General features: G+C 73.3%; 22 protein-coding genes. 12 read left to right on the top strand and 10 right to left on the bottom strand.

What is annotated here, in order from left to right; translation table 11 throughout:
• Window positions 1-32: 32 nt before the first annotated feature.
• Window positions 33-695: an ABC transporter ATP-binding protein gene (locus ABD371_RS31440; protein WP_344484547.1), complete on the top strand. Its 663-nt coding sequence runs from the start codon at window positions 33-35 to the stop codon at window positions 693-695.
• A gap of 48 nt (window positions 696-743) precedes the next feature.
• Here the strand turns inward: ABD371_RS31440 and ABD371_RS31435 are convergent, their stop codons facing one another.
• The gene (locus ABD371_RS31435; protein ID WP_381735180.1) at window positions 744-1826 is read right to left on the bottom strand and encodes a protein kinase family protein; all 1083 of its coding nucleotides are present in this window, start codon (window positions 1824-1826) and stop codon (window positions 744-746) included.
• A 202-nt stretch (window positions 1827-2028) separates the two neighbouring features.
• Here ABD371_RS31435 and ABD371_RS31430 point away from each other — a divergent pair, with 202 nt between their 5' ends.
• Window positions 2029-2898: a phosphatidylinositol-specific phospholipase C/glycerophosphodiester phosphodiesterase family protein gene (locus tag ABD371_RS31430; protein ID WP_344484544.1), complete on the top strand. Its 870-nt coding sequence runs from the start codon at window positions 2029-2031 to the stop codon at window positions 2896-2898.
• 120 nt (window positions 2899-3018) lie between these two features.
• Window positions 3019-3213 carry a hypothetical protein gene (locus tag ABD371_RS31425; protein ID WP_190126733.1) on the top strand — a complete coding sequence of 65 codons (195 nt, stop codon included), beginning with the start codon at window positions 3019-3021 and terminating at the stop codon, window positions 3211-3213.
• A 15-nt stretch (window positions 3214-3228) separates the two neighbouring features.
• Here the strand turns inward: ABD371_RS31425 and ABD371_RS31420 are convergent, their stop codons facing one another.
• Entirely contained in the window at window positions 3229-3585 is a 357-nt protein-coding gene (locus tag ABD371_RS31420; RefSeq protein WP_344484540.1) for a DUF779 domain-containing protein, read from the bottom strand.
• A 186-nt stretch (window positions 3586-3771) separates the two neighbouring features.
• Here ABD371_RS31420 and ABD371_RS31415 point away from each other — a divergent pair, with 186 nt between their 5' ends.
• Complete coding sequence (locus ABD371_RS31415) at window positions 3772-4218, top strand: nitroreductase family deazaflavin-dependent oxidoreductase (protein WP_344484537.1); 447 nt, start codon at window positions 3772-3774, stop codon at window positions 4216-4218.
• Between the two features lie 91 nt (window positions 4219-4309).
• Window positions 4310-4804: a hypothetical protein gene (locus ABD371_RS31410; protein WP_344484534.1), complete on the top strand. Its 495-nt coding sequence runs from the start codon at window positions 4310-4312 to the stop codon at window positions 4802-4804.
• 134 nt (window positions 4805-4938) lie between these two features.
• Here the strand turns inward: ABD371_RS31410 and ABD371_RS31405 are convergent, their stop codons facing one another.
• The 4 genes from ABD371_RS31405 to ABD371_RS31390 all read right to left on the bottom strand — a co-directional run bounded on the left by ABD371_RS31405 (window position 4939) and on the right by ABD371_RS31390 (window position 8852).
• The gene (locus ABD371_RS31405) at window positions 4939-5976 is read right to left on the bottom strand and encodes an ABC transporter substrate-binding protein (protein WP_344484531.1); all 1038 of its coding nucleotides are present in this window, start codon (window positions 5974-5976) and stop codon (window positions 4939-4941) included.
• A 56-nt stretch (window positions 5977-6032) separates the two neighbouring features.
• Window positions 6033-6827 carry an ABC transporter ATP-binding protein gene (locus tag ABD371_RS31400; RefSeq protein ID WP_344484528.1) on the bottom strand — a complete coding sequence of 265 codons (795 nt, stop codon included), beginning with the start codon at window positions 6825-6827 and terminating at the stop codon, window positions 6033-6035.
• Window positions 6827-7894 (bottom strand): FecCD family ABC transporter permease, encoded by a 1068-nt coding sequence (locus ABD371_RS31395; protein WP_344484596.1) that lies wholly within the window; start codon window positions 7892-7894, stop codon window positions 6827-6829. Before ABD371_RS31395 ends, ABD371_RS31400 begins: the two co-directional genes overlap by 1 nt.
• Before the next feature lie 331 nt (window positions 7895-8225).
• Entirely contained in the window at window positions 8226-8852 is a 627-nt protein-coding gene (locus ABD371_RS31390; protein WP_344484525.1) for an SMI1/KNR4 family protein, read from the bottom strand.
• Between the two features lie 177 nt (window positions 8853-9029).
• Between ABD371_RS31390 and ABD371_RS31385 the strand changes: the two genes are divergently transcribed.
• The 5 genes from ABD371_RS31385 to ABD371_RS31365 all read left to right on the top strand — a co-directional run bounded on the left by ABD371_RS31385 (window position 9030) and on the right by ABD371_RS31365 (window position 17955).
• A complete protein-coding gene (locus tag ABD371_RS31385) occupies window positions 9030-10016 on the top strand; it encodes an NAD-dependent epimerase/dehydratase family protein (protein WP_344484522.1) in 987 nt (328 codons plus the stop codon).
• Between the two features lie 122 nt (window positions 10017-10138).
• Window positions 10139-11632, top strand: coding sequence for an outer membrane protein assembly factor BamB family protein (locus ABD371_RS31380; protein ID WP_344484519.1), 1494 nt, complete (start codon window positions 10139-10141; stop codon window positions 11630-11632).
• Between the two features lie 85 nt (window positions 11633-11717).
• Window positions 11718-11981, top strand: a complete 264-nt coding sequence (locus ABD371_RS31375) for an acyl carrier protein (RefSeq protein ID WP_344484516.1) — start codon at window positions 11718-11720, stop codon at window positions 11979-11981.
• Window positions 11978-13522 carry an AMP-binding protein gene (locus ABD371_RS31370; protein ID WP_344484513.1) on the top strand — a complete coding sequence of 515 codons (1545 nt, stop codon included), beginning with the start codon at window positions 11978-11980 and terminating at the stop codon, window positions 13520-13522. Before ABD371_RS31375 ends, ABD371_RS31370 begins: the two co-directional genes overlap by 4 nt.
• Window positions 13522-17955 (top strand): non-ribosomal peptide synthetase, encoded by a 4434-nt coding sequence (locus ABD371_RS31365; RefSeq protein ID WP_344484510.1) that lies wholly within the window; start codon window positions 13522-13524, stop codon window positions 17953-17955. Before ABD371_RS31370 ends, ABD371_RS31365 begins: the two co-directional genes overlap by 1 nt.
• A gap of 16 nt (window positions 17956-17971) precedes the next feature.
• Here the strand turns inward: ABD371_RS31365 and ABD371_RS31360 are convergent, their stop codons facing one another.
• The 4 genes from ABD371_RS31360 to ABD371_RS31345 all read right to left on the bottom strand — a co-directional run bounded on the left by ABD371_RS31360 (window position 17972) and on the right by ABD371_RS31345 (window position 21179).
• Window positions 17972-18790, bottom strand: coding sequence for a class I SAM-dependent methyltransferase (locus tag ABD371_RS31360; RefSeq protein WP_344484507.1), 819 nt, complete (start codon window positions 18788-18790; stop codon window positions 17972-17974).
• A 67-nt stretch (window positions 18791-18857) separates the two neighbouring features.
• Entirely contained in the window at window positions 18858-19073 is a 216-nt protein-coding gene (locus ABD371_RS31355) for a hypothetical protein (protein WP_344484504.1), read from the bottom strand.
• 250 nt (window positions 19074-19323) lie between these two features.
• Window positions 19324-19971, bottom strand: coding sequence for a response regulator (locus ABD371_RS31350; RefSeq protein WP_344484501.1), 648 nt, complete (start codon window positions 19969-19971; stop codon window positions 19324-19326).
• Window positions 19956-21179, bottom strand: coding sequence for a sensor histidine kinase (locus ABD371_RS31345; protein WP_344484498.1), 1224 nt, complete (start codon window positions 21177-21179; stop codon window positions 19956-19958). Before ABD371_RS31345 ends, ABD371_RS31350 begins: the two co-directional genes overlap by 16 nt.
• A gap of 110 nt (window positions 21180-21289) precedes the next feature.
• On the opposite strand from ABD371_RS31345, the gene ABD371_RS31340 reads away from it, so the two are divergent.
• Both ABD371_RS31340 and ABD371_RS31335 read left to right on the top strand, forming a co-directional pair.
• Entirely contained in the window at window positions 21290-22063 is a 774-nt protein-coding gene (locus ABD371_RS31340; RefSeq protein ID WP_344484495.1) for an ABC transporter ATP-binding protein, read from the top strand.
• On the top strand, window positions 22063-24456 hold the full coding sequence (locus tag ABD371_RS31335) for an ABC transporter permease (RefSeq protein WP_344484492.1): 2394 nt from the start codon (window positions 22063-22065) through the stop codon (window positions 24454-24456). Before ABD371_RS31340 ends, ABD371_RS31335 begins: the two co-directional genes overlap by 1 nt.
• The last annotated feature ends 19 nt before the right edge of the window (window positions 24457-24475 follow it).

Genomic DNA, 24475 nt, shown 5'->3' with positions numbered 1-24475 from the left:
CCGCCCCACGCACCACCGCCAGGAGTGCCACCGTGCTTGAACTCGACACGATCACCGCCGGATACGACCGCCTCCGGCCCGTCGTCCGCGAGGTCTCGCTCACCCTCGCCCCCGGCGAGGCCGTCGGCCTCCTCGGCCCCAGCGGCTGCGGCAAGTCCACCCTCGCCAAAGTGGCGGCGCTGCTGCACCGCCCCTACGCGGGCCGGGTCGTCATCGACGGCGAACCCGCCCGGGGGTGGCGGCACACCGCGCCCCGCGCCCAGCGCACCGCCATCGGCGTCGTGTTCCAGCAGCCCAGGATGTCCGCCGACCCCCGGCTGCCGCTGCGCGACCTCATCGCCGAGCCGCTGCGCGCCACCGGCCGCCGCGACGAGGTCCCCGCCCGGGTGGGGGAACTCGCCGACACGGTCGGCCTCACCGGCGAACTCCTCGGCCGCCGTCCGCACGAGGTCAGCGACGGCCAGCTGCAGCGCGCCTGTCTGGCGCGGGCGCTGGTGCTCCGCCCGCGCTGGCTGATCTGCGACGAGATGACGGCGATGCTCGACGCCTCGACGACCGCGGCCCTCGTGGCCGTCGTGGAGGAGTACCGCGCGACCGAGGGCGCGGGGCTGCTTGCCGTCGGCCACGACAGAATCCTCCTCGAACGCTGGTGTGACCGCACCGTCCACTGGCAGACGCCCCCGACCGCCGCCTGACCGCCCGGCCGCGCGACGTCCGGCCCTCGCGCGGGCGGGGGGCGGGTCTCACCCGCCGAGCCGGCGGATCTCCTCCAGCGGATACGGGGTCCGCCTGCTGCGGAGCCGGAACTCGCGGTTGAAGTCCGACACCACGGCGGCGATCGGCGCGTGCCGGGCGATGACCGCCGCCGCCCCCTCGGGGATCCCGGTGGGCCGCTCGCCCTCCGCATAGGCGCGCACCAGCGCGCCCCGGCCGTCCCGGTCCCCCACCTCGTACCCGTGCAAGGCGGTGACCAGCCAGTTCACCAGATACGCGGCGGTGTAACAGCGGTCGTAGACCTGGTTTCGGTCAAAGAAGTCGGCCTCGGGCCCCGACAGTGCGAAACGGGAGGAGAGCGCGAGCCCGTAGTCGCTGAAGTAGAGACGCCGGCCGTCGGTCAGGATGTTCTCGAAGTGCGCGTCGAAGTGGAGCAGCCCCCGCGCGTTCATGAACGACACGCCGGCCGCCAGCTCCCGCTCCACCATCGCGCAGGCCAGGTCGGTGCTTCGGTCCCCCGCCGCGACCCGGGTGCCCAGCCACTGGTGCAGATTCTGCGGGATGTACTCCAGGAACAGCGCGACGCTCGCCGAGGACCGCTCCAGAGCCTCGATCCGCCGCCGCACCCCAGCCCCGCCGCCCCAGTAGGCGACGGCCCGCTCGACGTCCGCCAGCTCCTCGGGCAGGGGCGCCGAGTCGGGCAGCACTCTCCAGTGGTACATCAGGGGGAAGCCCTCGTGCTCCGCCGCGAGCACCCAGTTCGTCGTCATGGTGTGCGCGGCCAGCTCTCTCCAGGCCCCGAAGCCCGGCCCGCCGATCGCGCCGATGCCGTACTGGCAGAAGACGGGCAGCCCGAACAGATTCGCCGTGGACCGGATGTGCTCGGGCCGCAGATCCAGGTCGGTCAGGGGCACCCGCTTCACGAAGACCGGGACACCGCCGACCTCCAGCAGGGCCGACTTCCCGCCGATCCCGGATCCGATCGGCACGGCCGCGTCCACCAGCTCGCCCAGGGCGCGATCGCCGTACAGGGCCAGGGACGTGGAGACGGCCCCATGGGCGGTCAGCCGCGCGGCGCGCGACCTGTCGGGGCACTCCACCGCGTCCTCCACCCGGGCACCGACCTCGATTCTCCCTGGCCGCTCTCCACGGCCGCGCGCTTTCGCCGAGCATAACAACGCCTCGCCCGGCGGGCTTTGGCCGCTCCGTAGCCCCCGCGCGCCCCGGCCGAACCCCTGACGGCCCCCTGCCGTCCGGCTCCGCCCCGGCCGATACTCCGGTTGTCCCGCCGCACACCGCTCTGGAGGCCCCTCCGTGCCGACCACCCGTCGCACCGCCGTCACCACGGCCGCCGCCGCGCTGGCCGCCCTCGCCGTGCCCGCCGCCACCCGCACCGCACACGCCGCGGAGGGCGACGACGACTCCCCGCGCCCGAGGCCGCTGCGCCGGGCCCACGCGCACAACGACTATCTGCACCCGCGCCCGCTTCACGACGCCCTCGCCCACGGGTTCACCAGCCTGGAGGCGGACATCTTCCTCGTCGGGGGCGAGTTGCTGGTCGCCCACACACCGGCCGAGCTGGACCCCGCCCGCACCCTGCGCTCCCTCTACCTCGACCCCCTGCTCGCACGGGTGAGGGCCAACTGCGGCACCGTTCACCCCGGCCACCCGTACCCCGTGCAGCTGCTCATCGACATCAAGGCCGACGGCGTCGCCTGCTACCGCGAACTCGACCGCCAGCTCCGCGACTACCGGAGGATGCTGAGCGAATACGCCGACGGCCGCGTCGGCCCCGGCGCGGTCACCCCCGTCGTCTCCGGAGACCGCGCCGCCCGCGCGCCGATGGCGGCGCAGCGGCAGCGGTACGCGTTCTACGACGGCCGGCTCGACGACCTCGCGACAGCCGCCCCCGCCTCCCTCGTCCCGCTGATCTCCGGGAACTGGAACAACAGCTTCACCTGGCGGGGCGACGGAGCATTCCCCCCGGCGGAGCGCGAACGGCTGCACACCCTCACCGACTCCGCCCACGCCCAACACCGGCGCATCCGCTTCTGGGCCACCCCCGACACGCCCGGACCGGCCCGTGACGCGCTCTGGAACGAGCTGCTCGACGCCGGAGTCGACCACCTCAACACCGACGATCTGGCCGGTCTGGCGGCCTTCCTGCGAGCCCGCCGCCCCTGACCGCGCCCTCCGCGGGCGCAACCACCCGTACGGCGGACACGCCAGTCGGCCGTACGGCCCGGCCACTGCGCCAGACTACGGCCGAATGCCGTGAATCCGGCACGGTGAAGGAGGTTGGCGATGGCCATTTCGATTTCGGTGGTGCTGCTTCTGGTGGTGCTCGCGGTGATCTTTCTGCGCAGCGGGGGACTGAAGTTCTCCCACGCGCTCACCTGCGCGCTCCTCGGTTTTTTCCTCTCCGGCACCAGCATGGCGCCGACCATCCACGAAGGCGTCGCGGCCACGGCCGAGGTCGTCGGCAGCCTCCACCCCTGACGCTCCCCGGCCTTCCTAACCGCCGACGACATGTGAGCGGATCAGGAACCGCACCCCCTCCGGAGCCTCCAGCGAGAAGCCGCTCCCGCGCCCCTCGACCACGTCCACCACCAGCCGGGTGTGGCTCCAGACCTCGTACTGCGACCTCGACATCCAGAAGGAGACCGCGTCGGCGACGCCCGCCACCCTCAGCTCCGCCAGCAGGACGTCCGACTGCCCCGTACGGAACTCCCCTCGCGGGTAGCACATGGGGGCACTGCCGTCGCAGCAGCCGCCCGACTGGTGGAACATCAGCGGACCATGAGCCTCCGTCAGCGAACGCACCAGTGCGGCGGCGGCCGGGGTCAGCTCCACGCGTGGGGATTCGGTCATCCGTTCAGCACAGCACGAACGAGGTTGCGTCACCGTTGCGGCACTCGCCCCGGCGGCCGGCGCGTGGGCCCTGTCGCACAGGCGCGCCGCCGGGAATGATTGTCCCGGGTCCGGCGACGCGCCGACGGCACGGCCGTCCAACCGCCGAACCGCCGATCACCGTCTCCGACAGAAAGTGTGGACACCATGCCTCTTGAGGGCGAGTACGAGCCCAGCCCGGCGCAGTGGGTGCGGGACCAGGTCGAGTTGTACGAGAGCTCCGGCGGCACCCGGGGCACCACGCTGAGGGGCATGCCCGTCGTCATCCTGACCACCCTGGGCGCGCGCAGCGGCCGGATCCGCAAGTCCCCGCTGATGCGGGTGGAGCACGACGGCCGGTACGCCGTCATCGCCTCGGCGGGCGGGGCCGACTCCCACCCCGTCTGGTACCACAATGTGGTGGCCCATCCCCGGGTGGAGCTCCAGGACGGCACCGTGCGCCAGGACATGACGGCACGCGAGGTCGAGGGGGAGGAGAAGGCCCTGTGGTGGGCGCGCGCGGTCGAGGCCTACGCCGACTACACCGACTACCAGGAGAAGACGGACCGCCCCATCCCCGTCTTCGTCCTGGAACCCGCGCCGGACGGTCACTGAGCCCGAGCCCTGGGCCCGGAGCGGCGCCGACTCCGCTCCGAGCCCTGCTCAGCCGCCGGACGACCGCCCACGACGAGCGGAGGAGACCGCCGTGTCCGACCCCCACCCCGGCGGGGAGAACGAGAGCCCCGCCGAACTCCCGAGGCTGCGCTACGCCCTGTACGTCGAGGCGCTCCGGGCGCGGATGCCCGGCCCGGCGTTCACCCTTCTGATGGAGGCCGTCGGCCTCTATGTGAAGGCCGGCGGGGGCCGCGTCAGACTGCGGATGGACCCCGAGGACCGGGAGCTGTTCACCGCCGAGGTGCAGCAGGAACTCCTCACCCTGCTGGGTCTGCTCGGCGCGATGCAGCCGGGCCACGCCGACCGGGCCGACCATGTCGTCGTCAGGCTCGGCGACGGGGAGCACGCCAAGGGGGCCCTGTCCCTGGTGCCGCCCGAGGTCGCGGCCGACCCGGAGCGGCTGCGCGCGATGCTGGAGAAGATCGACGCGCGGCAGCGCCGGATCGACGACGACCGCCGGGAGGTGGAGGAGATCGCCAGGGCCAGCGGGATGCCCGTCGGGGAGTCCGGCCCGTCCCAGGAGTGAACACGACCGCGGCCGGACCCGCCCTCTCGGCGGGCCCGGCCACGGTCCGGTCCTCGGCACGCCGCACGGGACTCGCACGCCTCACTCGTACGAGTGAACTTTGCCGTCCCGGTGTCCGTCGGTACGGGACCCCGTCAGCGGACCGCCGCGCCGAACTCCTTCGCCAGCTCGACGATCGCGCCGGGGTTGCGCGGGCTCTCCACCAGCTCCACGTAGTCCAGGACGACGAACCGGTCGTTCTTGACCGCCGAGACCTTGGCGAGCGGCGCGTACGACTTGAGGAACTTCTTCTTCTCCTCGGCACTCGTGTCCCCGTAGTTGTTGATCACGATCACCTCGGGGTCCCGCTCCACCACCGTCTCCCAGCCGACCGTCGTCCAGCTGTCCTTCAGGTCCTTCATCACATGGTCGCCGCCCGCCTTGGTGATGATGTCGTGCGGCCCGGCGTACGCGCCCGAGGTGAACGGCTTGTCCCGGCCGTCGTCGTAGAGGAAGACCCGAGGCCGGTCGGCCCCCTGGGGAGCCTTGGCCCGGGCGTCCGCCACCTGCCCGCGGAACTTCGCCACCAGAGCCTCGGCGCGCTTCTCGACGTCGAAGAGCTTCCCCAGGTTCAGCAGATCGGTGTAGAGGGCCTCCAGCGGCGGCATCAGCCCCCGGGCCTTCGAACGGCCGTTGCGGCAGGACTCGGTCAGCAGATACGAGTCGACCCCGAGCCGCTTCAGCTCCGCCGGGGTGAAGCCCTCGCCCTCGTTGAATCCGTAGTTCCAGCCCGCGAAGACCAGATCCGCCCGCGCGTCGAGCACCAGCTCCTTGTTGATCCGCTTCTTCGACAGCCAGGTGGTCCGGTCGTAGGCCCCCTTCCACGGCGCATCGCCGACCGAACCCTTGTTGTCCGGCATCACATAGCCGGCCATCCGGCCCTCCAGGCCGAGCGCGAACATGATCTCGGTGATGCCGACGTCATTGGTGACGACCCGCTCCGGAGCCTTCTCGAACGTTCTGCGCTCACCGCAGTTCTCCAGGGTCACCGGGTAGTGGCCGCCCGCCGACGCGCTCTTTTCCCCACCCGGGGAACCGGTGCCGGTGTCGACGTCGGCACCACAGCCGGAGAGCGCCAGCGCGGTCGCGAGTATCAGCGCCGAGGCGCGCAGAGGACGTGGGGAACGGGGCATGACGGAAGGCTCCTTGGAAGGGTGGAGGAGGGAAGGGGAGAGGGACGGGAGAGGGGTCACGGGGCGTCGGCGGCCCCGCCGCCCGGAGGCAGCCGGTCGAACAGCAGCTGGATCGCGCCGGACACGGGATGCGCCACCCGGTGCGCCCGGACGCCGAACACCTCCGCGAGCAGCTGTGCCGTCAGCACCTCGTGCGGCGGACCGGCGGCGACGATCCGGCCGTGGTCGATCACATGGAGCGTGTCGCAGTGCACGGCGGCCAGATTGAGGTCGTGGAGCGCGGTCAGCACCGTGAGACCGCTGTCGCGCACCAGCGACAGCACCTCCAGCTGCTGGGCGATGTCCAGATGGTTGGTGGGCTCGTCCAGCACCAGGACGCGCGGACGCTGCGCCAGCGCGCGGGCGATCAGGACGCGCTGCTTCTCACCGCCGGAGAGCGTCAGAAAGCTGCGGTCGGCGAGATGGGAAGCGCCCACCCCGGCCAGCGCGGCACGGCACTGGGCCCGGTCCTCGGCCGAGGTCCGTCCCGCCGCCCGCTGATGCGGCAGCCGGCCCATCGCCACCACCTCGGCGACGGTGAAGTCGAACTCGCCGACCGTCTCCTGGGGGAGCGCGGCCAGTCTGCGCGCCCCCTCGCGGGGACTCAGCGCGTGCAGATCGTCGCCGTCGAGCCGGACGGTGCCGGCGGCCGGGCGCAGCGCCCGGTAGACACAGCGCAGCAGGCTGGACTTGCCGCTGCCGTTGGGGCCCACCAGCCCCACGAGCTGACCGCTGCCGGCCCGCAGGTTGATGTCCTCCACCAGCCGCGCCCCCGCGACGGCGACGGTCAGATCGTCGATGTCGATCCTCATCACTGGCCTCCGAACGTGTAGCCGCGACGGCGCATCAGCAGAACGAAACAGGGCACGCCGATGACCGCGGTGAGCACGCCCACCGGCAGTTCGGTGGGGGCCAGCACGACCCTGGAGAGGATGTCCACCCAGATCAGCAGGATCGCGCCGGCGAGCGGGGCGACGGCCAGCACCCGGCGGTGGTCGGCGCCCACCAGCATCCGAACGGCGTGCGGAACCATCAGTCCGACGAAGCCGATCGCCCCGCTGACCGCGACCACCGCCCCGGTGACGGCGGCGGAGACCACGAACAGCTCCCTGCGCAGCCGCCCGGGGTCCACACCGAGCGCGGCGGCGGTCTCGTCGCCCATGGCGAGCGCGTTCAGCCGGCGCGCGGAGAGCCCGAGGTGCACCAGACCGGCGAGCACCGCGCCCGCCGCGATGGGCACGGCGGCCCAGTTCGCCCCGCCGAGGCTGCCGAGCAGCCACATCATCGCCGAGCGGGCCGCCTCGCCGTGCTCGGCGGCGAACACCATGAAGGTGGTGATCGCCGAGAACCCGTAATACATCGCGGTGCCCGTGAGCACCAGCCGTATCGGGGTCAGCCCGTGGGCGGTACGGGCGATCGCGTACACCAGGGTCATCGCGAGCAGCGCCGAGGCGAAGGCGGCGGTGGACAGGGCCCAGACACCGAGCGCCCCGAGCGCGCCGAAGATCAGCACCGCGTTCGCGCCGACGGCCGCCCCCGAGGAGATGCCGAGGACGAACGGGTCGGCCAGCGCGTTGCGCACCATGGCCTGCACGGCCACGCCGATCGCCGACAGCCCGGCCCCGACGACCGCCGCCAGCACCGCGCGCGGGAAGCGCAGCTCCCAGACGATGGTGTACGAGGAGATCTGCTCGCCGGTGATGGTCCCGCCGGTCAGCCCGGCCCAGAGATGCCCCAGCACCTCGCCCCAGCCGATGCCGGACGCCCCGATGCCCGCGCCGCAGACGACGGAGATCGGCAGCGCCAGGCCGAGCGCCACGACCAGCGGAAGGAGCGGCACCCGCCGGGGCGGTGGCGGTCCCGTGTCGGCGGGGGACACCGCGTCGCGGGCGGCCGGCTGTGACGCGGTGGACTGATGGTCGGTGGGTACGGCCACGAACGACGTCGCTTTCGCCTCGGGCCGTGCGTCCACGGCCGAGGAGCGGCCCGGGAGACGGATGTCCGGCCGGGCATCCTCTCGCAGTCCACGGCGAGTTGACAGGATCCTGCGCCACCGCGGGTAATCGGGCTCACGGGCCCGGTCTCCCGGACTCCGTCCACCGTTGCGGGTCAGCGCCGGAATTCGACCGGACTTCCCCCACAGGGCGTCTGAAGAGTAACCCCTCCCGGCGGGAAGCGGGTTGCCGGGGCCGCGGGAGCGAGCGCCGGGATCAGTCGTAGACCATGCCGAAGTACGGATCCGGCTCCCCGGTGTAGGGGTTGAACCCGGCGTCCCAACGCTCCGTCTCCAAGCGCCGGTTGACGAAGTGGGGAGCGGGCTCCCGCCAGAGGGAGGCGTCGCTGAGCGGGCACTCGGGGAACTCCCCGGCGAACAACCGCCGCAGGAACTCCGCCATCCCGAAGCCGTAGACCTTCCAGTGCGGCCGTCCGTGCCGCTCCCAGACGACCACCGGCCACGCGTCCGGATCGCCGTCGTCGGTCAGCCACCCCAGGACGTCCGCGCCGCAGCTGACCCCCCAGGCGATCGCCCGGTCCGCCGTGGCCCCCACTCCGGCGGGCCCCCCTTCCTGCTCCCAGGTGAGCCGCAGGGTGCCCGTCTCCCCGGCCATCCCGCCGTACTCGGGGCCCCCGGCGTCCCCCCGGCCCTCGGGAGCGAGCACCGAGAAGGCGTCGTCGATGCCGCCGGATCCGTACGTCGCCATGAAGGCCCTGTAGTCGGCCGGGAAGGAGGAAACCCCCCACTCGGCCCCGGCCGCGGCCCAGTCGACCCGCTCGTCCACACCGTCGTGCGGCGACATCACCGCCATGAGCGCGGCGATGGGTGAGTCTTCGGACATGTTCCCCTCCAGTGCCGTCCTTTCGCTTCAACATAGCCCCGGCCACTGACAGCCGATGTCCGGGAGAAGCGGGCCGGCCGGCGCGGTCGGCCTGAGGGACCGTGCCTCACCGGCCGGTCCGTCTGCTGTCGGCAGAACGCCCTTGGCCTCCGGTGCCGCCGCTGTTTGAGTACCGGCATGGAGATCCTCGTTCTGGGTGGTACGGCATGGATGGGCCGCGAGCTGTCGCGGCGGGCGATCGGGCGCGGCCACCGGGTGACCTGCCTCGCCCGCGGCGAAAGCGGCGAGACGGCCGACGGAGCCCTGCTGGTCCCCGCAGACCGGCGCGATCCGTCCGCATACACACCGCTGCTCGACCGGGAGTGGGACGCCGTCGTCGAGGTGTCGTGGCAGCCCGGCTTCGTCCGTGACGCCCTCGCCGCGCTCGGTGGCAGGGCCAGGCACTGGACGTACGTCTCCTCGGTCAGCGCCTACGCCTCCCACGCCGACCCGGACGCGGACGAGTCCGCCGCGCTCCTGCCCCCGACCGACCGCCGCGAGGCGGGCCGAGAACTGTACGGAGAGGCGAAGGCCGCCTGCGAGCAGGCCTCGGCGGACGCCCTGGGGGACCGGCTCCTCGTCGCGCGGGCCGGTCTCATCGGCGGCCCCGGCGATCACAGCGGCCGTTCCGGATACTGGGCGGCGCGCGCCGCTCGGGATCCGCGGGGGCCGATGCTGGTACCGGACGAACCGGCCATGCCGACGCAGGTGATCGACGTCAGAGACCTCACGGACTGGCTGCTCGACGCCGCCGAGAGCGGAACCACCGGCACCTACGACGCGGTCGGCCCCGTCCTCCCCCTCGCCGAGTGGATCGAGCTGTCCCGCGCGGCCGGCGGGCACACCGGGCCGGTGACCCGCGTCGACTCGGCCCGGCTGCTCGCCCATGGCGTGGCCGGGTACATGGGCCCCGAGTCGCTGCCGATGTGGCTGGCCGAACCCGGCTGGGAAGCCTGGTCGGCCCGCAGGGGAGCCGCGGCGCTCGCCGCCGGTCTGCGGCACCGGCCCCGGGCGGAACTGGTGAACGACATACTCCGCTGGGAACGCGAGCAGGGCCTGGACCGGCCCCGCCGCGCGGGTCTCACCGCCGCGCGGGAGCGCGAGCTGCTGGCCGCTCTGGGCTGACGGGGGCGGAGGCCGCCGAGCGCGCCTGCCGTTCCAAGGTCATCGGCCGGGCCGGGACCTCATGGGCACGTGTAGATTCCGCCCCATGGGTGTGAAAGTGCGCCCGGGGACGGGGGATGGGCATGAGCGAACAGCGCGCGGGGGCCTCGAAGGCCGCGTTCTTCCTGTTCGGCACCGTGGCCGGAGCGATGGCGGTGCTGCTGACGGTGGAGGTGCCCGAAGGGCATGCGGAGGTGGCCTGGGGCGTCACCTGGGCCGCGCTCCTGATCAGCTCGCTCGTCGCCGCGTTCGCCGGGCGCGAGCGGAGACCACCACCGCCGGACGGCGGCGGGGCGGCGGCCGGCCCGGCGGACACCGTACGCCCGAGCCGTACCGGAGCGGTCCGGGCGACGGCCGCCGTCGTCCTGTGCCTCGTCCTCGGCGGCGGCACCTGGGCCTTCTGGCCCGAGGACGAATCGAAGGGCAAGGCCTCCGGCGCGTCGGCCAAGGGCGGGGAGAAGCCGCGCGCCTCCTGGAAGGTGCCGTCCGTCGGCAACCGCGACGACGAGGGCCCCGGCGCCTGGGGGCTGGGCGACTCCGTGGTCCGGGGACGGGTCGACGGACTCTCCTCGTACAGTGCTCGCGACGGCGCCGAGCGCTGGACGCTGCCCGCCCCGGCCCGCGAAGCCGTCTGCGCGATGAGCCCCGAGGCCGAACAGGGCATCGGCCTCATCGCGTACGGAAGGCACTACAAGCCCTGCGCGACCCTCGTCGCCGTGCGCGTGTCCGACGGCAAGGCGCTGTGGCAGCGCTCCCTCAAGGGCGAAGGGCTCATCGACGGCGGTGCCGCCGTCGGCGGGACCACCGCCGTCACCGCGGAGGACGGCGCGCTGAGGGCCCGCTCCGCCGGGACGGGCGAACAGCTGTGGCAGCGGCCCCTGGGGAAGGAGTGCGCGGCCCGGGCGGTCGACGCCACCAGCGCCCGCACCCTGCTCGTCGAGCAGTGCGGCACCGGCGCGCGCCTGATCGCGCTCGACACCCGTACCGGCGAGGAACGCTGGACCAGGGACCTGCCCGTCGAATCGATCACCGACGCCGCCGTGGTGTCCGTGACCCCCGCCGTCCTCGCCGTGTCCGAGGAGGACCAGCGCGGTACCCACGCACTGCTCGGCTTCGACGACCGGGGCGCGCCGACCGCGACCGTGCCGCTGTCCGGGCCCGCCGGGGAACTCGTCGCCCCCGAATCGATCGGGCGGAACTTCGGCGGCCAGGGCCGCCCACTGGTCCTCGGCGATCTGCTGATCACGCTCGCCGAGCGCGACGGCCTCTGGGCGGACGTGGTGGTCGCCCACTCGCTGAAGGACGGCCGCGAGATGTGGGAGCACCGGGCGGCCGGATCCCTCTACGGCCTCGCCCCCATGACGAACGGACGCGTCGGAGTCCTGACCGAGAGCGGGGACGAGGGGCACATCATCCTGCTCAACAAGGACGGTGCCGAACGCGGCCTGATCGAGCCGGAGGAAGGCAGGGGCGGCGCGGTCTCGACCAGACCCGAGCTGATCCCCGTGACAGGCGGTCATGTCGTCGTCAATCACCTGTCGATGAGCGGCGAGCCCGCCCTCTTCTCCCTGCCCTGACCCTGCCCGCCCCTACGCCTGCCCCGACGGGCGGACGGAGCCCCCGGCCCCTGTCCGCCGAGGATTCAGTCCACTTGGAGAGACCGTGACAGAGCACATACCCCATGACGCGACCGCCCCGGTGGACGCGGCACGGGTGATCCGGACCGTCGAGGACGTCCTCCGGGCGGGCCCGCTGACCGCCGGGGACAGTTTCCACGCCTTCGGCGGCTCATCTCTCCAGGCCATGCGCGTCTGCCTCCGCCTGGAGCAGGCGACCGGCGTGGCCACGCCCCCCGAACTCCTCCTCGACAGCGAGACCGTGGGGGAGTTCGCCGAAGCGGTCGTCGCCCGGGCGGCCGCCCGATGAACGACCCCTCGCCGATCCATGTCGCGGTGGCCCGCCGGGCGGCCGCCACCCCCGACGCCATCGCGGTGGTCACTCCTCACGAGCGCGTCGGGTACGCCGAACTCGACGCCGCCGCCGACGGCTGGGCCGCCCGGCTGGGCGAGCTGGGGGTCGGCCCCGGCGATCTGGTCCCCGTCGATCTGCCCAGGTCGGCCGAGCTGGTGGCGGTCCTGCTCGGAGTCCTCAAGAGCGGCGCGGGCTACGCGGCCCTCGACCACCGCTGGCCGCCGGAACGGGTGCGCACCGTACTGGAGACGCTGTCGCCCCCGCTCTTCATCACCCGGAGACCCGTGCCCGGCGCGCTCGTGCCCTCCTGGGCCCCGGACGGGGAGCCGCCGCGCGCCCCCCGCACCCCGCCGCCGGACGTCACCGGCGACGCCCCCGCCACCGTGTTCTTCACCTCGGGAACCTCCGGCGCTCCCAAAGCCGTCGTCTCACCGCACCGGGCGACCACCCGCCTGGCCCGGGACGCGCGGGCCTGGACGGGACCCGGCCGGTCCATGGCCCAGATCTCCCCGGTCTCCTGGGACGCCTTCTCCCTGGAGGTCTGGGGGACCCTCATCACCGGCGGACGCTGCGTCGTCTCCGAAGGCGACCATCTGCTGCCGAGCGGTCTGCGCTCCCTGATCCGGGAGTTCGGGGCCGACGCCGCCTTCCTGACCACCTCGCTCCTCAATCTGATCGCCGAGGAGGACCCGGACAGCCTGCGCGGACTGCGGACCCTGGTCACCGGCGGAGAGCGGATGTCCGCCGGTCATGTACGGCGCTGTCTGGAGACCCACCCCGGTCTCGAGGTGATCAACGGCTACGGCCCCGTGGAGAGCTGCGTCTTCGCCGCCACCCACCCCGTCGAGCCGGACGACTGCGCCGCGCCGGAGGGCGTCCCCCTCGGCACCGCCGTCTCCCGCACCGGGATCCATGTGCTGCGCGGCGAAGAACCGGCCGCCCCGGGCGAGATCGGCGAGATCTGCCTCTCCGGCGACGGACTCGCCCTCGGATACCTCGGCGACCCCGGACTCACCGCCGCGAAGTTCCCCACTGTACGCGTCGCCGGATCGCCCACCCGGATCTACCGGACCGGGGACCGGGGCCTGCTGGACGCCCGAGGCGTCCTCCACTTCCGGGGGCGCGGCGACCGGCAGCTGAAAATAGCCGGGCACCGGGTCGAACCCCAGGAGATCGAGGCGGCCGCCCGGCGGATCCCCGGCGTACGCGCGTGCGCGGTCGCCGCGCTCCGCGACACGGCGGACGGCACCGGTGGCACCCGGCTGGCGCTGTTCTACACCACCGAGCCGCCGGGAGCCCCGGAGCACCGGGACCTCGGCCCCGCCGCACTCCGGCGCGAACTGGCGGCCAGGCTGCCCCGCCACCTCGTACCCCACTTCCTCTCTCCGCAGCCGGCCTTCCCGCTCACCCCGAACGGCAAGGTGGACCGGGCGGCGCTGCTCGCCCTGCTGCCCGTTCCGGCCGCCGAGGGCCACGCCCCGAACAGGAGCTCATGATGGCCACCGGCCCCACCGGGAGCACCAGCCCCACCGAGAACACCGGCCCTGCCCCCCTCGTCCACCCCATGTCGTGGGAACAGGAAGGGATCTGGCTGAACGACCAGCTCGGGGACGGCGTCTCGCGGTACGTGGAGTCCTGGGTCCACCGGCTGCGCGGTCCCCTCGACGCACGGGCCGTCGAGGCCGCGCTCACCGGAGTCGTACGCCGGCACGAAGCCCTGCGCAGCAGACTGCTCCTGGCCGACGGCCTCCCCGTACAGGAAGTGCTGCCGCCCATGCCCGTGCCGCTCGCCAGACGGCGGGTGACCGCCGGCGAACTGGACCGCGCGGTGCGCGAGGCCGTCTCGGGCCCGCTGCCGCTGGACCGGCCGCCCCTGCTCCGCGCGACCCTGCTGGAGGTGGGGGACGACGACGCGGTGCTCGCCGTCGCCGTCCACCACGCGGCCGTGGACGGCTGGGCCCTGTATCTGCTCGACGAGGAGTTCAGCAGCCTGTACCGCGCGGAGACCGGCGAACCGGAACCCGAACTGCCGCCCGTGCCGCTCCAGCCCGGACCGTACGCGCGCCGGCAGCGGACCTCCGGCGCGCCCCGGGCCGAAACCGTGGAGCACTGGCGGCGCACCCTCGCGGACCCGCCCCCGGAATCCACCTTCCCGCTCGACCGCCCGCGCCCCGCGACCCTCGGCCACCAGGGCGGAACGGTCGAGTTCACCCTGGAGGAGGAGTTCGTCTCCCGGCTGCGCCGGCTCTGCGGCCAGACCCGGGCCACCCCGTTCACCGTCTTCGCCGCCGCTCTCACCGCGCTGATGGACCGACACGGCGACGGCCACGGCCACGGCCACGGGGACGGCGACGGCGACGGCCGCGGCGCGATCCTCGGCGTACCGGTCTCCCGGCGCGACGGAACCGGCACCGAACCCATGATCGCGTGCCTCGCCGAGGTACTCCCGCTGCGCCCGCGCACCGCACCGGGACAGTCCTTCCGCGAGCTCGTGGCCGAGACGAAACGGACGGCCCGGGAGGTCGGGGAGCACCGGGACATGCCGTACACCCGGCTGGTGGCGATGGCCGGCGCGCCGCGCACCCGATCGCGGACTCCGCTCTTCCAGGTGGTGCTGACGGTGGACGACGGGCAGGCGCCCGGCCTCTCGCTGCCGGGGGTACGCGCCGAGCGCCTCCGTCCGCACGACGGAACGGCGAAGTTCGACGCCTTCTTCCATCTCACCCCGGAGCGGGGCGTCTTCCGGGGGCGGCTGGAGTACGCGGCGGAGCTGTTCACCCCCGCCGGCGCGGGACTTCTGACGGAACGTCTCCGCGTTCTGCTGGACGACGCCGTCTCCCGCCCGGACACGGCGGTGGCCGAACTGGCGGTGCTCACGCCGGAGGACCGGGAGCGGACGGCCGTGACCTGGGCCCAGGGCCCGCCGCTCGCCCCCGGCCTCCCCCTCGCCCACGAGGCCTTCGCCCGAGCCGCCCGGCGCACGCCGGAGGCGGTGGCCGTCGAGCACGAAGACGTACGGCTCACCTTCGCCGAACTCGACGCGGCCTCCGGCGCGCTGGCCGCCCGGCTGGTCGCGGCCGGACACGGCGGCGGACGGGTCGGGATACTGCTGGAACGCTCGCCGGAACTCCCGGTCGCGGTACTGGCGGTGCTCAGGGCCGGGGGGTGCTGCGTTCCCGTCGACCCCGCCTATCCGGCGGAACGGATCTCCCTCATGCTCCGCGACAGCGCCGCCGCGGCGCTGCTCACCACCCGCCGGACCCTCCGGGACCTGGCGGTCGACACGGCCGGTGCCGAAGCGCTGTTCCTGGAGGACACGGCGGAGCGCCCGGCGTCCGCCGCCCTTCCCGCCGTGAGCCGTGACGACCCGGCGTATCTGATCTACACCTCCGGCTCCACGGGACTGCCCAAGGGGGTGCTGATGCCGCATCGCGCCCTCGCCGGTGTCATCGACCGGCAGCTCCGCCGGTCCTCCTCCCACGCGCCCGGCCCTCTGCGGACCGCCCAGTTCGCCCCGCTCAGCTTCGACGTGGCGTTCCAGGAGCTGTTCAGCACCTGGGGCGCGGGCGGCACCCTCGTCCTGGTGGACGAGACGGCCCGGCGCGATCCCGCCCGGCTGCTGGCCCTGATCGACGACAGCCGTGTCGAACGGCTCTTCCTGCCCTACGTCGCCCTCCAGCAGCTCGCCGAGTACGCCGCAGGAACCGGAACCGCCGGGGCCCGTGGCGGCGGCTCGCTGCGCGAAGTCGTCAGCGCGGGGGAGCAACTGTTCATCACCCCGGCCGTCAGACGGTTCTTCACGGAGAACACCGCCGCCGTGCTCGACAATCAGTACGGCCCTTCCGAGACCCACGTCGTCACCGCCGGGGCACTCACCGGACCCCCCGCCGACTGGCCGGACCGCGCCCCCGTCGGCCGTCCGGTGCCGGGGGCCCGCGTCCGCATCCTCGACGACCGGCTCGCCCCCGTCCCGCCGGGAGCGGTGGGGGAGCTCTGTCTCGGCGGCGAGAGCCTCGCCATCGGATACCACGGACGGCCGGACATCACCCGGCGGATGTTCGTCCCGGACCCGCTCACTCCCGGCGAACGGCTCTACCGCAGCGGCGACCTGGGCCGATTCCTGCCCGGCGGGGCCATCGAATTCCTCGGCCGGCGCGACGGCCAGATCAAGGTCCGGGGCCACCGGGTCGAACTCGGCGAGATCGAGTCCGCCGCCAAGGCGGTCCCCGGGGTCGCCGACGCGGTCGTCACCGCCGACACCTCCCTGCCGCACAGCACCCGTCTGGTCGCCCACTACATCCCGGCGGGCCCCACCGCCCCGGACGCGGAACGGCTGCGCGCCGCCCTGCGGGAGAAGCTGCCCGCGGCCATGGTCCCGGTCATGATCGTGCCCGTGCCCGGGTTTCCCCTCACCCCCAGCGGCAAGGTCGACCGCGCCGCGCTGCCCGCCCCCGCCGCCCCCGGCGCGAGCACCCCGGAGCCGGCCCCGGCCCGCACCGGCCCGGAGCACCGGATGACCGAGATCTGGCGCGAGGTGCTGGGCACCGGCCGGATCGGGGCGGACGACGACTTCTTCGCACACGGCGGGGACTCCCTGCTGGTCGTCCGCCTGCTGCTGCGCGTGCACGAGGAGTGGGGCGTACGGCTCAGCCTCGGCTCCTTCTTCGCCGCACCGACCGTCCGCCGGATGGCGGCCCTCCTGACCGGCCCAGCCCTCCCGGCCGGCCCGGGCGACCCGACCCGGACCGCCGCACCGGATCTGCGGGCCGACGCCGAACTCCCTCCCGCGATCGTGCCCACGCCCGCCCCGGCCCGGGTCCTCGACCGCCCGGAGCGGACCTTCCTCACCGGCGCGACCGGCTTCCTCGGCACCTTCCTCCTCCACGAACTGCTCCGCTCCTCCGCCGACGGCCTCGTGCACTGCCTCGTCCGCGCGCCCGACACGGCCACCGGCCACAAACGGCTGCGCGCCGCGCTCGACGGCTACGGCCTCTGGAAGGACTCGTACACGGACCGGATCGCGGCCGTGCCCGGAGATCTCGCGGAGGAGGGTCTCGGAATGCCCGCCGGAGACTTCGACGGCCTCGCCCGCCGGGTCGACACCGTCTTCCACTGCGGGGCCGCGGTCAATCTCACCCAGTCCTACGAGCGGCTGAGAAGGAGCAATGTGCGCGGCACGGCGGAGGTGCTGCGACTGGCGGCCCTCCACGGCTCCGTACCCCTGCACCACATCTCGACCGTCGGCGTCCACACGGCCGGCGGTTGCATCCGACCGGAGGACCCGCTGCCCCCGGCGGACACCCTGCGCAACGGCTACGCGCAGAGCAAATGGGCCGCCGAAGCACTGCTGGAGCAGGCGCGGGAACGCGGCCTGCGGGTATCGGTCCACCGCCCCGCGCGGATCTGCGGAGCCACCGACAGCGGACTGTGCCAGACCTCCGACTACTTCTGGCTGCTGCTCAAGGGGTGCGTCGAGGCCGGGCTGGCCCCGGCCGACCTGGAGGAGCGGTTCGACCTCGTCCCGGTGGACTATGTGAGCAGGGCCGTCGTCGCGCTCTCCCGCACCCCCGGGGCGGCGAACCGCACCTTCCATCTGGCCGCCGGGGACCGGGTCCCGCTGGCCCGCGCGATCGGCTGGCTGCGCTCCCTCGGCTACGCCGTCGGGGACGTGCCGCTCGCCGACTGGCGGCGGGCCGTCGAGCGGGAACCGGCCAACACGGCCCACCCCCTGCTCTCGCTCCTGCCGGCCGACGCGTTCGACGCCGCGACCCGCTTCTCCGGCGCGGCGGTCTTCGACGCCACGAGCACCCGGGAGGCGCTCGGGGGGAGCGGAATCCACTGCCCGCGGGTGGACGAGGCCCTCTTCACCCGGTACGTGGAGTCCCATGTCCGGGTGGGCTTCCTGCCGCCGCCCACCGGAACCGGCTGAACCGCGCCCCGCCCGCTCATCGGGTCCGGGCGAGGAACAGATCGTTCATATGGTGCATGTCGATGCCGCCGCCACGGGCGTCGAGGAGCTCGCCGACATCGGCGAGGGCCTGCTCGCGGCGGCGCTCCGGCAGCATGCGATAGGCGGAGACCGAGGCGAGGAAAGCCAGATAGCGCTCGGTGTCGTAACGGGCGCGCCGGCGGAAGCGGACCGAACGCACCTCGGTGAAACGCCCGTCGCGGCGGCACTCGGCCTCCGGCCACTCGTCCCAGTGGCCCCGGCTCCCCGGCTCGTCGCCACTGGTGGCGGCCAGCGCGCCGTGGGGCGATTCCACGACTCCGTGACGGCGGTCGATCTCGGCGAGTTCGCCGTGCAGCCCGCCGTCCACGACAGCCTGCGGATTCCAGAACAGCGCCACCGCCCCACCGGGCTCCAGCACGGAGTGCACCAGGTCCCAGCGCCGGTCCGCCGCCATCCAGTGCCACGAGGTCGCGGCGAGGAACAGCCCGAAGCGCCGTCCGCCCGGCTCCCACTCTTCAAAACCGCACACCTCCACACGGACCCCGGGGTGTCCGGCCGTATTGCGCCGCAACACCGCGGCCATACGCGGATCGGGCTCCACACAGACCAGCGGAACCCCCCGCTCCGCGAAAGCCACCGTGGCCTTGCCCGTACCCGCCCCGACCTCCACCGCCCCGCGACCGCCGAGCCCCGCGTACGCCAGCACCTCCCCGACCAGCTCGTCCGAGTACCCCGGGCGGGCGGCGTCGTACACCTCCGCCACCTCCCCGAAGACCTTCCCGCGCACCACGCCGGCACGCCCCTCTGAGGTCATGTCCGTTCCCCGATCCTTCTCGCCGACAGACGCCCACCCTAATGAGGCCCCGGCGGAACCGGCCGGCCTACTCCGGCCCCGTTCTTCCCAGGACGCGCCTGGCCGCCTCGCTCTCGGCGGCGGCCGGTGACAGCTCGTCCAGCGTGTCGAGATCGTCCCGCTCCAACTCCGCCTCCCAGGCGGCGGCGAGACTGGCCTGCTCCGCATCCGGCCGCCCGGCGACTTCCTCCCGGTGCTCGGGGCTCAGGGCAGCCAGAAACCGCGCGACGGTGTCCATGGGCATTTCGCTCTCCTTCGATCATGTTCGGGCGCAGTCTGCCCGACCGCGGGCGTACGAGACATGAGACTGAGGTCTGACGCGCCGGGGCGGGCGCCCGCCCCGGCGTTTCCCCATGGCAGAACTCACCCGGCCGGCCGTAGCCGCCGGTACGTCGCCGCCCTTCGACCAGCATCCGAAGGGCAGGCCGCAGCCGGTGCTCTCGGGGCCGACCGCAGCCCACCCCGCGGTGAGGTTCCACCATCCCTGACCCGGATCAGGCCCTGAGGAAGGCCAGCACAGCGAGAACCCGGCGGTGCCCGTCCATGCGCACCGGCAGATCGAGCTTGCCGAAGATGCTGCCGATGTGTTTGTTGACGGCGGCTTCGCTGATGAACAGATGCGCCGCCAGGTTCGCGTTGGACCGCCCCTCCGCCATCAGGGCCAGCACCTCCTTCTCACGGGCGCTGAGCCGCTCCAGCGGGTCGGGGCGGAGCCTGACCAGCTGCTGGATCACCTCGGGATCCACCACGGTCCCGCCGGCCGCGACGAGTTCGAGCGCCGCCATGAAGTCGGCGACGGCCCCCACCCGCTCCTTCAGCAGATAGCCCACCGAGGCACCGCCGCACGAGTCGAGCAGCCGCAGGGCGTACGACCGCTCGACGTACTGACTGAGCACGAGCACCGGCAGCCCGGTGTACGTCTCCCGCAGGGCGACGGCCGCACGCAGCCCGTCGTCCCCCTTCGAAGGCGGCATCCGCACATCCGTGATCACCAGATCGGGCCGCTCCCGGTGGACGGCCTCGACGAGCGCGTCCGCGTCGCCGACCACGGCGGGCGTCTCATGGCCGAACCGCTCCAACAGGCCGACCAGCCCTTCACGGAGGAGAACCGCGTCCTCCGCGAGGATCACGCGAAGTGGCACGGGATCTCCACATGGAGAAGAGTCGGACCGCCGGCCGGGCTCGACACCCGCATCCGGCCGTCCAGGGCCGTGAGCCGGTCGGCGAGCCCGGTCAGACCGGTCCCGGCGGCGGGATCGGCACCGCCGTCCCCGTCGTCCGTGATCTCAAGGACCAGCAGGTCCGAGTGGTGGCGGCCGCGCACTCCCGCGCTCCGGGCGCCGCTGTGCCGCGCGATGTTCGTCATGGCCTCATTGATCAGGTAGTACACATGGGTCTCCAGCTGCCGGGGAAGCCTCCCCGGCAGCTGGAGATCGACGGTGACCGGTACGGGAAAACGGCTCGCGTGGTCCTCGACCGCGGCCACCAGACCGTGGTCCGCCAGCACCGGGGGACTGAGCCCCCGGATCAGATCGCGCAACTCCTGGTGAACGGCGGAGAGCTGCCCCTCGGCCTCGGTCAGCCGGGCCGCGAGCGGGGAGTCCCGGGGGATGTCCAGACGCATCAGCCCGAGCGCCATCCCCAGGGAGACCAACCGCTGCTGCGCGCCGTCGTGCAGATCGCGCTCGATGCGTACGCGCTCCGCGTCGAAGGAGTCGATGAGCCGCGCCCGCGACGCGTGCACCTCCTTCAGCGACTCCCCGAGCTCCTCGTCGCGCGGCGCGAGGAAGGTCCGCGCGAGCGCGCCACGGGCACCCGCCCACGACGTCACGGTGTACGGGGAGGCGAGCAGCACGAGCGTGCCGAAGACCGCCCACGGCCAGGTGCTCGGATCGTCGAGCGCCTCGAAGGTGAGAACGGGCAGACCGAAGGAGAAGGCGAGCACCAGCAGATCCAGCCACCACAGCGCCGCCGCGGAGACCACCGTGAAGAGCAGCTCGCGCCAGGTGACCTGCTCGGTGAGCCTGGTCGACACCCAGGCCCGGAAACCGGCCGTCTCCGGCCGCCGGTGCGTGTCCGGCATGCCGTCGAGGTCGACGAGACGCAGCCTGCGCCGCTCGACGGCCGCCACGGTGATCGAGGACAGCACGACGCCGACGAGAGGAGCCACCCCGACCAGCACCACCAGCAGGATCAGCCCGGCCACCAGCCCTGTGACGAACACCGCGACAGCGGCCGCACCGACCACGACACCAGTGACCAGATACGCCAGTGACCGCCACGGCCAACTGGAGGACAAGAAGCTCAGCGGGCTTTGAGCCATGGCCTGCCAGGCCGTTCTGGGACGCATCCGGCAACCGTATGCCAGACGGCCGTTCGATGACGGTAGAGCCAGCTCTACTTCCGCGTTAGAGCCCAGGTCAATGCGGTGCCCCGGGCCGATCCGCTGGAGTCGACACCATGAGAACCACTCGACAGAACCCCGCCCCCGACGCCGTACGGCTGCGCTCCGTACGGAAGATCCACGGCACCGGCACCGGCTCCGTGACCGCGCTGGACGGCGTCTCCATCGACTTCCCGCGCGGAACCTTCACGGCCGTCATGGGCCCGTCCGGCTCCGGGAAATCCACCCTTCTTCAGTGCGCGGCCGGCCTGGACCGGCCCACCGAAGGACAGGTGACACTGGCCGGCTTCGACCTGGGACGCCAGAGCGAGCGGCAGCGCACCGTACTGCGGCGCGACCACATCGGCTTTGTGTTCCAATCCTTCAACCTGGTCGAATCGCTGACAGCGGCACAGAACGTCGAACTCCCCTCCCGCTTCGCCGGACGCCGGGTCCGCCCCGAGGAGATCGCCGCCGCGCTCGCCGCGGTCGGACTGACCCGGCGGGCGAAACACCGGCCGAGCGAGCTGTCCGGCGGTCAGCAACAGCGCGTCGCGCTCGCCCGTGCCCTGGTGACCCGGCCGGACGTGCTGTTCGCGGACGAACCCACCGGCGCCCTGGACACCACCACCTCGCGCGAGGTGCTCCAACTGCTGCGCCGGCTGGTCGACCAGGAGGGCCGCACCACCCTCATGGTCACCCACGACCCCGTGGCCGCGGCCTTCGCCGACGCCGTCGTACTCCTCAAGGACGGCCGCGTCGCGGACCGGATTACCCTCGACCGCGACCCCCGCTCCCACGGCCGCAACGCCTCCGCGATCGCGGCCCACATGGCGGGGATGGAGGCGTGATGCTGATCCTCGCGAACGTCCGTGAACGCTGGAGCGGTTTCCTGGCGGCCTTCCTCGCGGTACTGATCGGCGTGGCGCTCATCACCACCACCCTGATCATCTACGACTCCGCCCGCCCCGGGCCCCAGCCCCGCCTGGCGGCCGCCACCGCGCTCGCCGTCCCCGAACAGGCCGTCGACCGGGACGGCACACCCCGGGACCGGGTGCCGTGGAGCCGGCGCGAGGCCCGGCCACTGCTCGACGAACTCGCCGCGGTACCGGGCGTGGCATCCGTGACGGTGGACCGCTCCTTCTACGCGCAGGCCCTCACCCATGGCGAGCCGGTCGAGGACGAAGGAGCGCTGGAGGCGGGACACGGCTGGTCGAGCGCGCGACTCGCGCCGTACGGCCTCGTCACCGGACGGGCCCCCGCCGCGGCCCACGAGATCGTGGTGGACCGGGCGCTCGGAGTGGCCACGGGCACCGAACTCACGGTCAACATCACCGCCGGGCGCGCCGAGTTCCGTGTGGTCGGCACCGTGAACGGACCGGGCTACTACTTCACCGACGACTTCGCCGCCCGCCAGGAACCCGGGGTCGGGGCCATCGCGATCATCGCCGACAAGGGCGTCTCCGCCGCCGACATCACGGCGAAGGCCGAGAGCGTCGTCGGCGACCGGGGCACCGTGCTCTCCGGCGACGGCCGGTCCGCACTCCAGCCGGCGCACGTGGAACACCAGCGGTTCCTCGGTACGCAGCTCATCGGAGCGCTGGCGGCGCTCGCCCTGTTCACCACCGTCTTCGTGGTCGCGTCCATGCTGGTCCTGGCGACCGGACTGCGCCGGCGGGAGATCGGCCTGCTGCGGACGATCGGCGCGGCACCGCACCAGATACGCCGGATGATCCTGGGCGAGGCCGGCCTCATCGGCCTGCTGGGCTCACTGGCCGGCTGTCTGGCGGGCGTCGGAACCGCGCCACTGCTGCGCGACATCCTCCAGGGGCTCGGCGTGACCCCGCCGGAGCCCGGACTGCGGGTGGCCCTGTGGCCGCTGCTCACGGCGACCGCGATCGGCGTCGGCGTCGGCGTCCTGGGAGCCCTGGCCGCCGGCCGGACGGCCGTACGGGTCGCGCCGATCGAGGCGCTTCTGGACAAGGGCGCGAACAGCCGGACGATCAGCCGCCCCCGCCGGATCGGCGGCCTGACCGCGCTCGGCCTCGGCGCGCTGCTCACCGTCGCGACCGCCGCCGTTCGCGCCGACACCCGGATCAACACGGCGATCCTCGCCACGATGGCGCTCGTCGTGGCGGCCGCACTGCTCGCCCCGCTCTGCGTCGGCCCCGTCGGACGGGCGCTCACCTCGCCGTTCGCCCGGCTCGGCTCGGCCGCCCCGCTCCTCGTCCGCGCGGAACTGCGTGCCGACTCGCGCCGGGCGGCGTCACTCGCGGCCCCGGTGACCGCGGCCGTCGGATTCGCCGTCCTGCTCAGCGGCATGAACGAGACGATGCGCGTGGCGTACCCGGCGGGCGAGGCGCTCAAGCTCACGGGACAGGTCATCGTGACGCCGGACGGAACACCGGGCAACACCGACGAGGTGGTCGCCGCCAACCCGGTGGGCAGGGCGGCACTGCCGACCCGGGCCTTCGTCCGCGACAAGGACGGCACGCTCACCGTCATCGACGCGCTCGGCTCACGCGACCCGCGCTGGAACAGACCGGGCCGGGCGGTGCTCGGCAGGAAGACGGCGGACCTCCTCGGAGTGAAGGCCGGAGACGAGCACACGGTGAGGTTCGCCGACGGCGCCACCGTGAGACTGCGCATCGGGCAGGTCCTGCCGGACGACCCCGCCCGGGGCGACTTCGTCCTTCCCCGCCAACTGGTCCGCGCGCACGACCCGTCCGCCCTCACCGACGACATCTTCGTACCGGCGGCGTCCAGGCCCGAATCGGCCGTTCCCGGCACAGCCGTGCACGACGCGGTACGACACGCCCTCGACGACTACGCCACCGACGCCAGGCTCACCGACACCCTCACCGCCATGCTGATCGCCGTCGCCGTCGGCTACAGCGGGATCGCCATGGCCAACAGCATGGCCATGACCGCACACGGCCGCCGCCGCGACCTCGCCGTCATGAAGTCCGCCGGCGGCACCGTACGGCAACTGCTCCTCTTCGCCGCCGCCGAGACCTCCCTCGTCGTGACCGTCGGCGCGGCCCTCGGCCTCCTCGTCCCCCTGGGGCCACTGGCCGGCATGGCGTCCGGGCTGTCCCAGGCCACCTCCACGGAAGTCGGACCCCACCTCAACCCGCTCACCATCGCCGCGGTGATCCTCGGCTCCCTCGCCCTGGCGACCGCGTCGAGCGTCGTCGTCACCTGGCGCACCCTACGGCGGGAGAACCGGCCCACCCGCCGATGAGGGCCGCCCTGCCGGGCCC

The organism is Streptomyces amakusaensis (assembly GCF_039532665.1).
In the GTDB taxonomy this organism is placed as follows: Bacteria; Actinomycetota; Actinomycetes; order Streptomycetales; family Streptomycetaceae; genus Streptomyces; species Streptomyces amakusaensis.
This window is presented reverse-complemented; position numbering and strand designations above follow the sequence as displayed.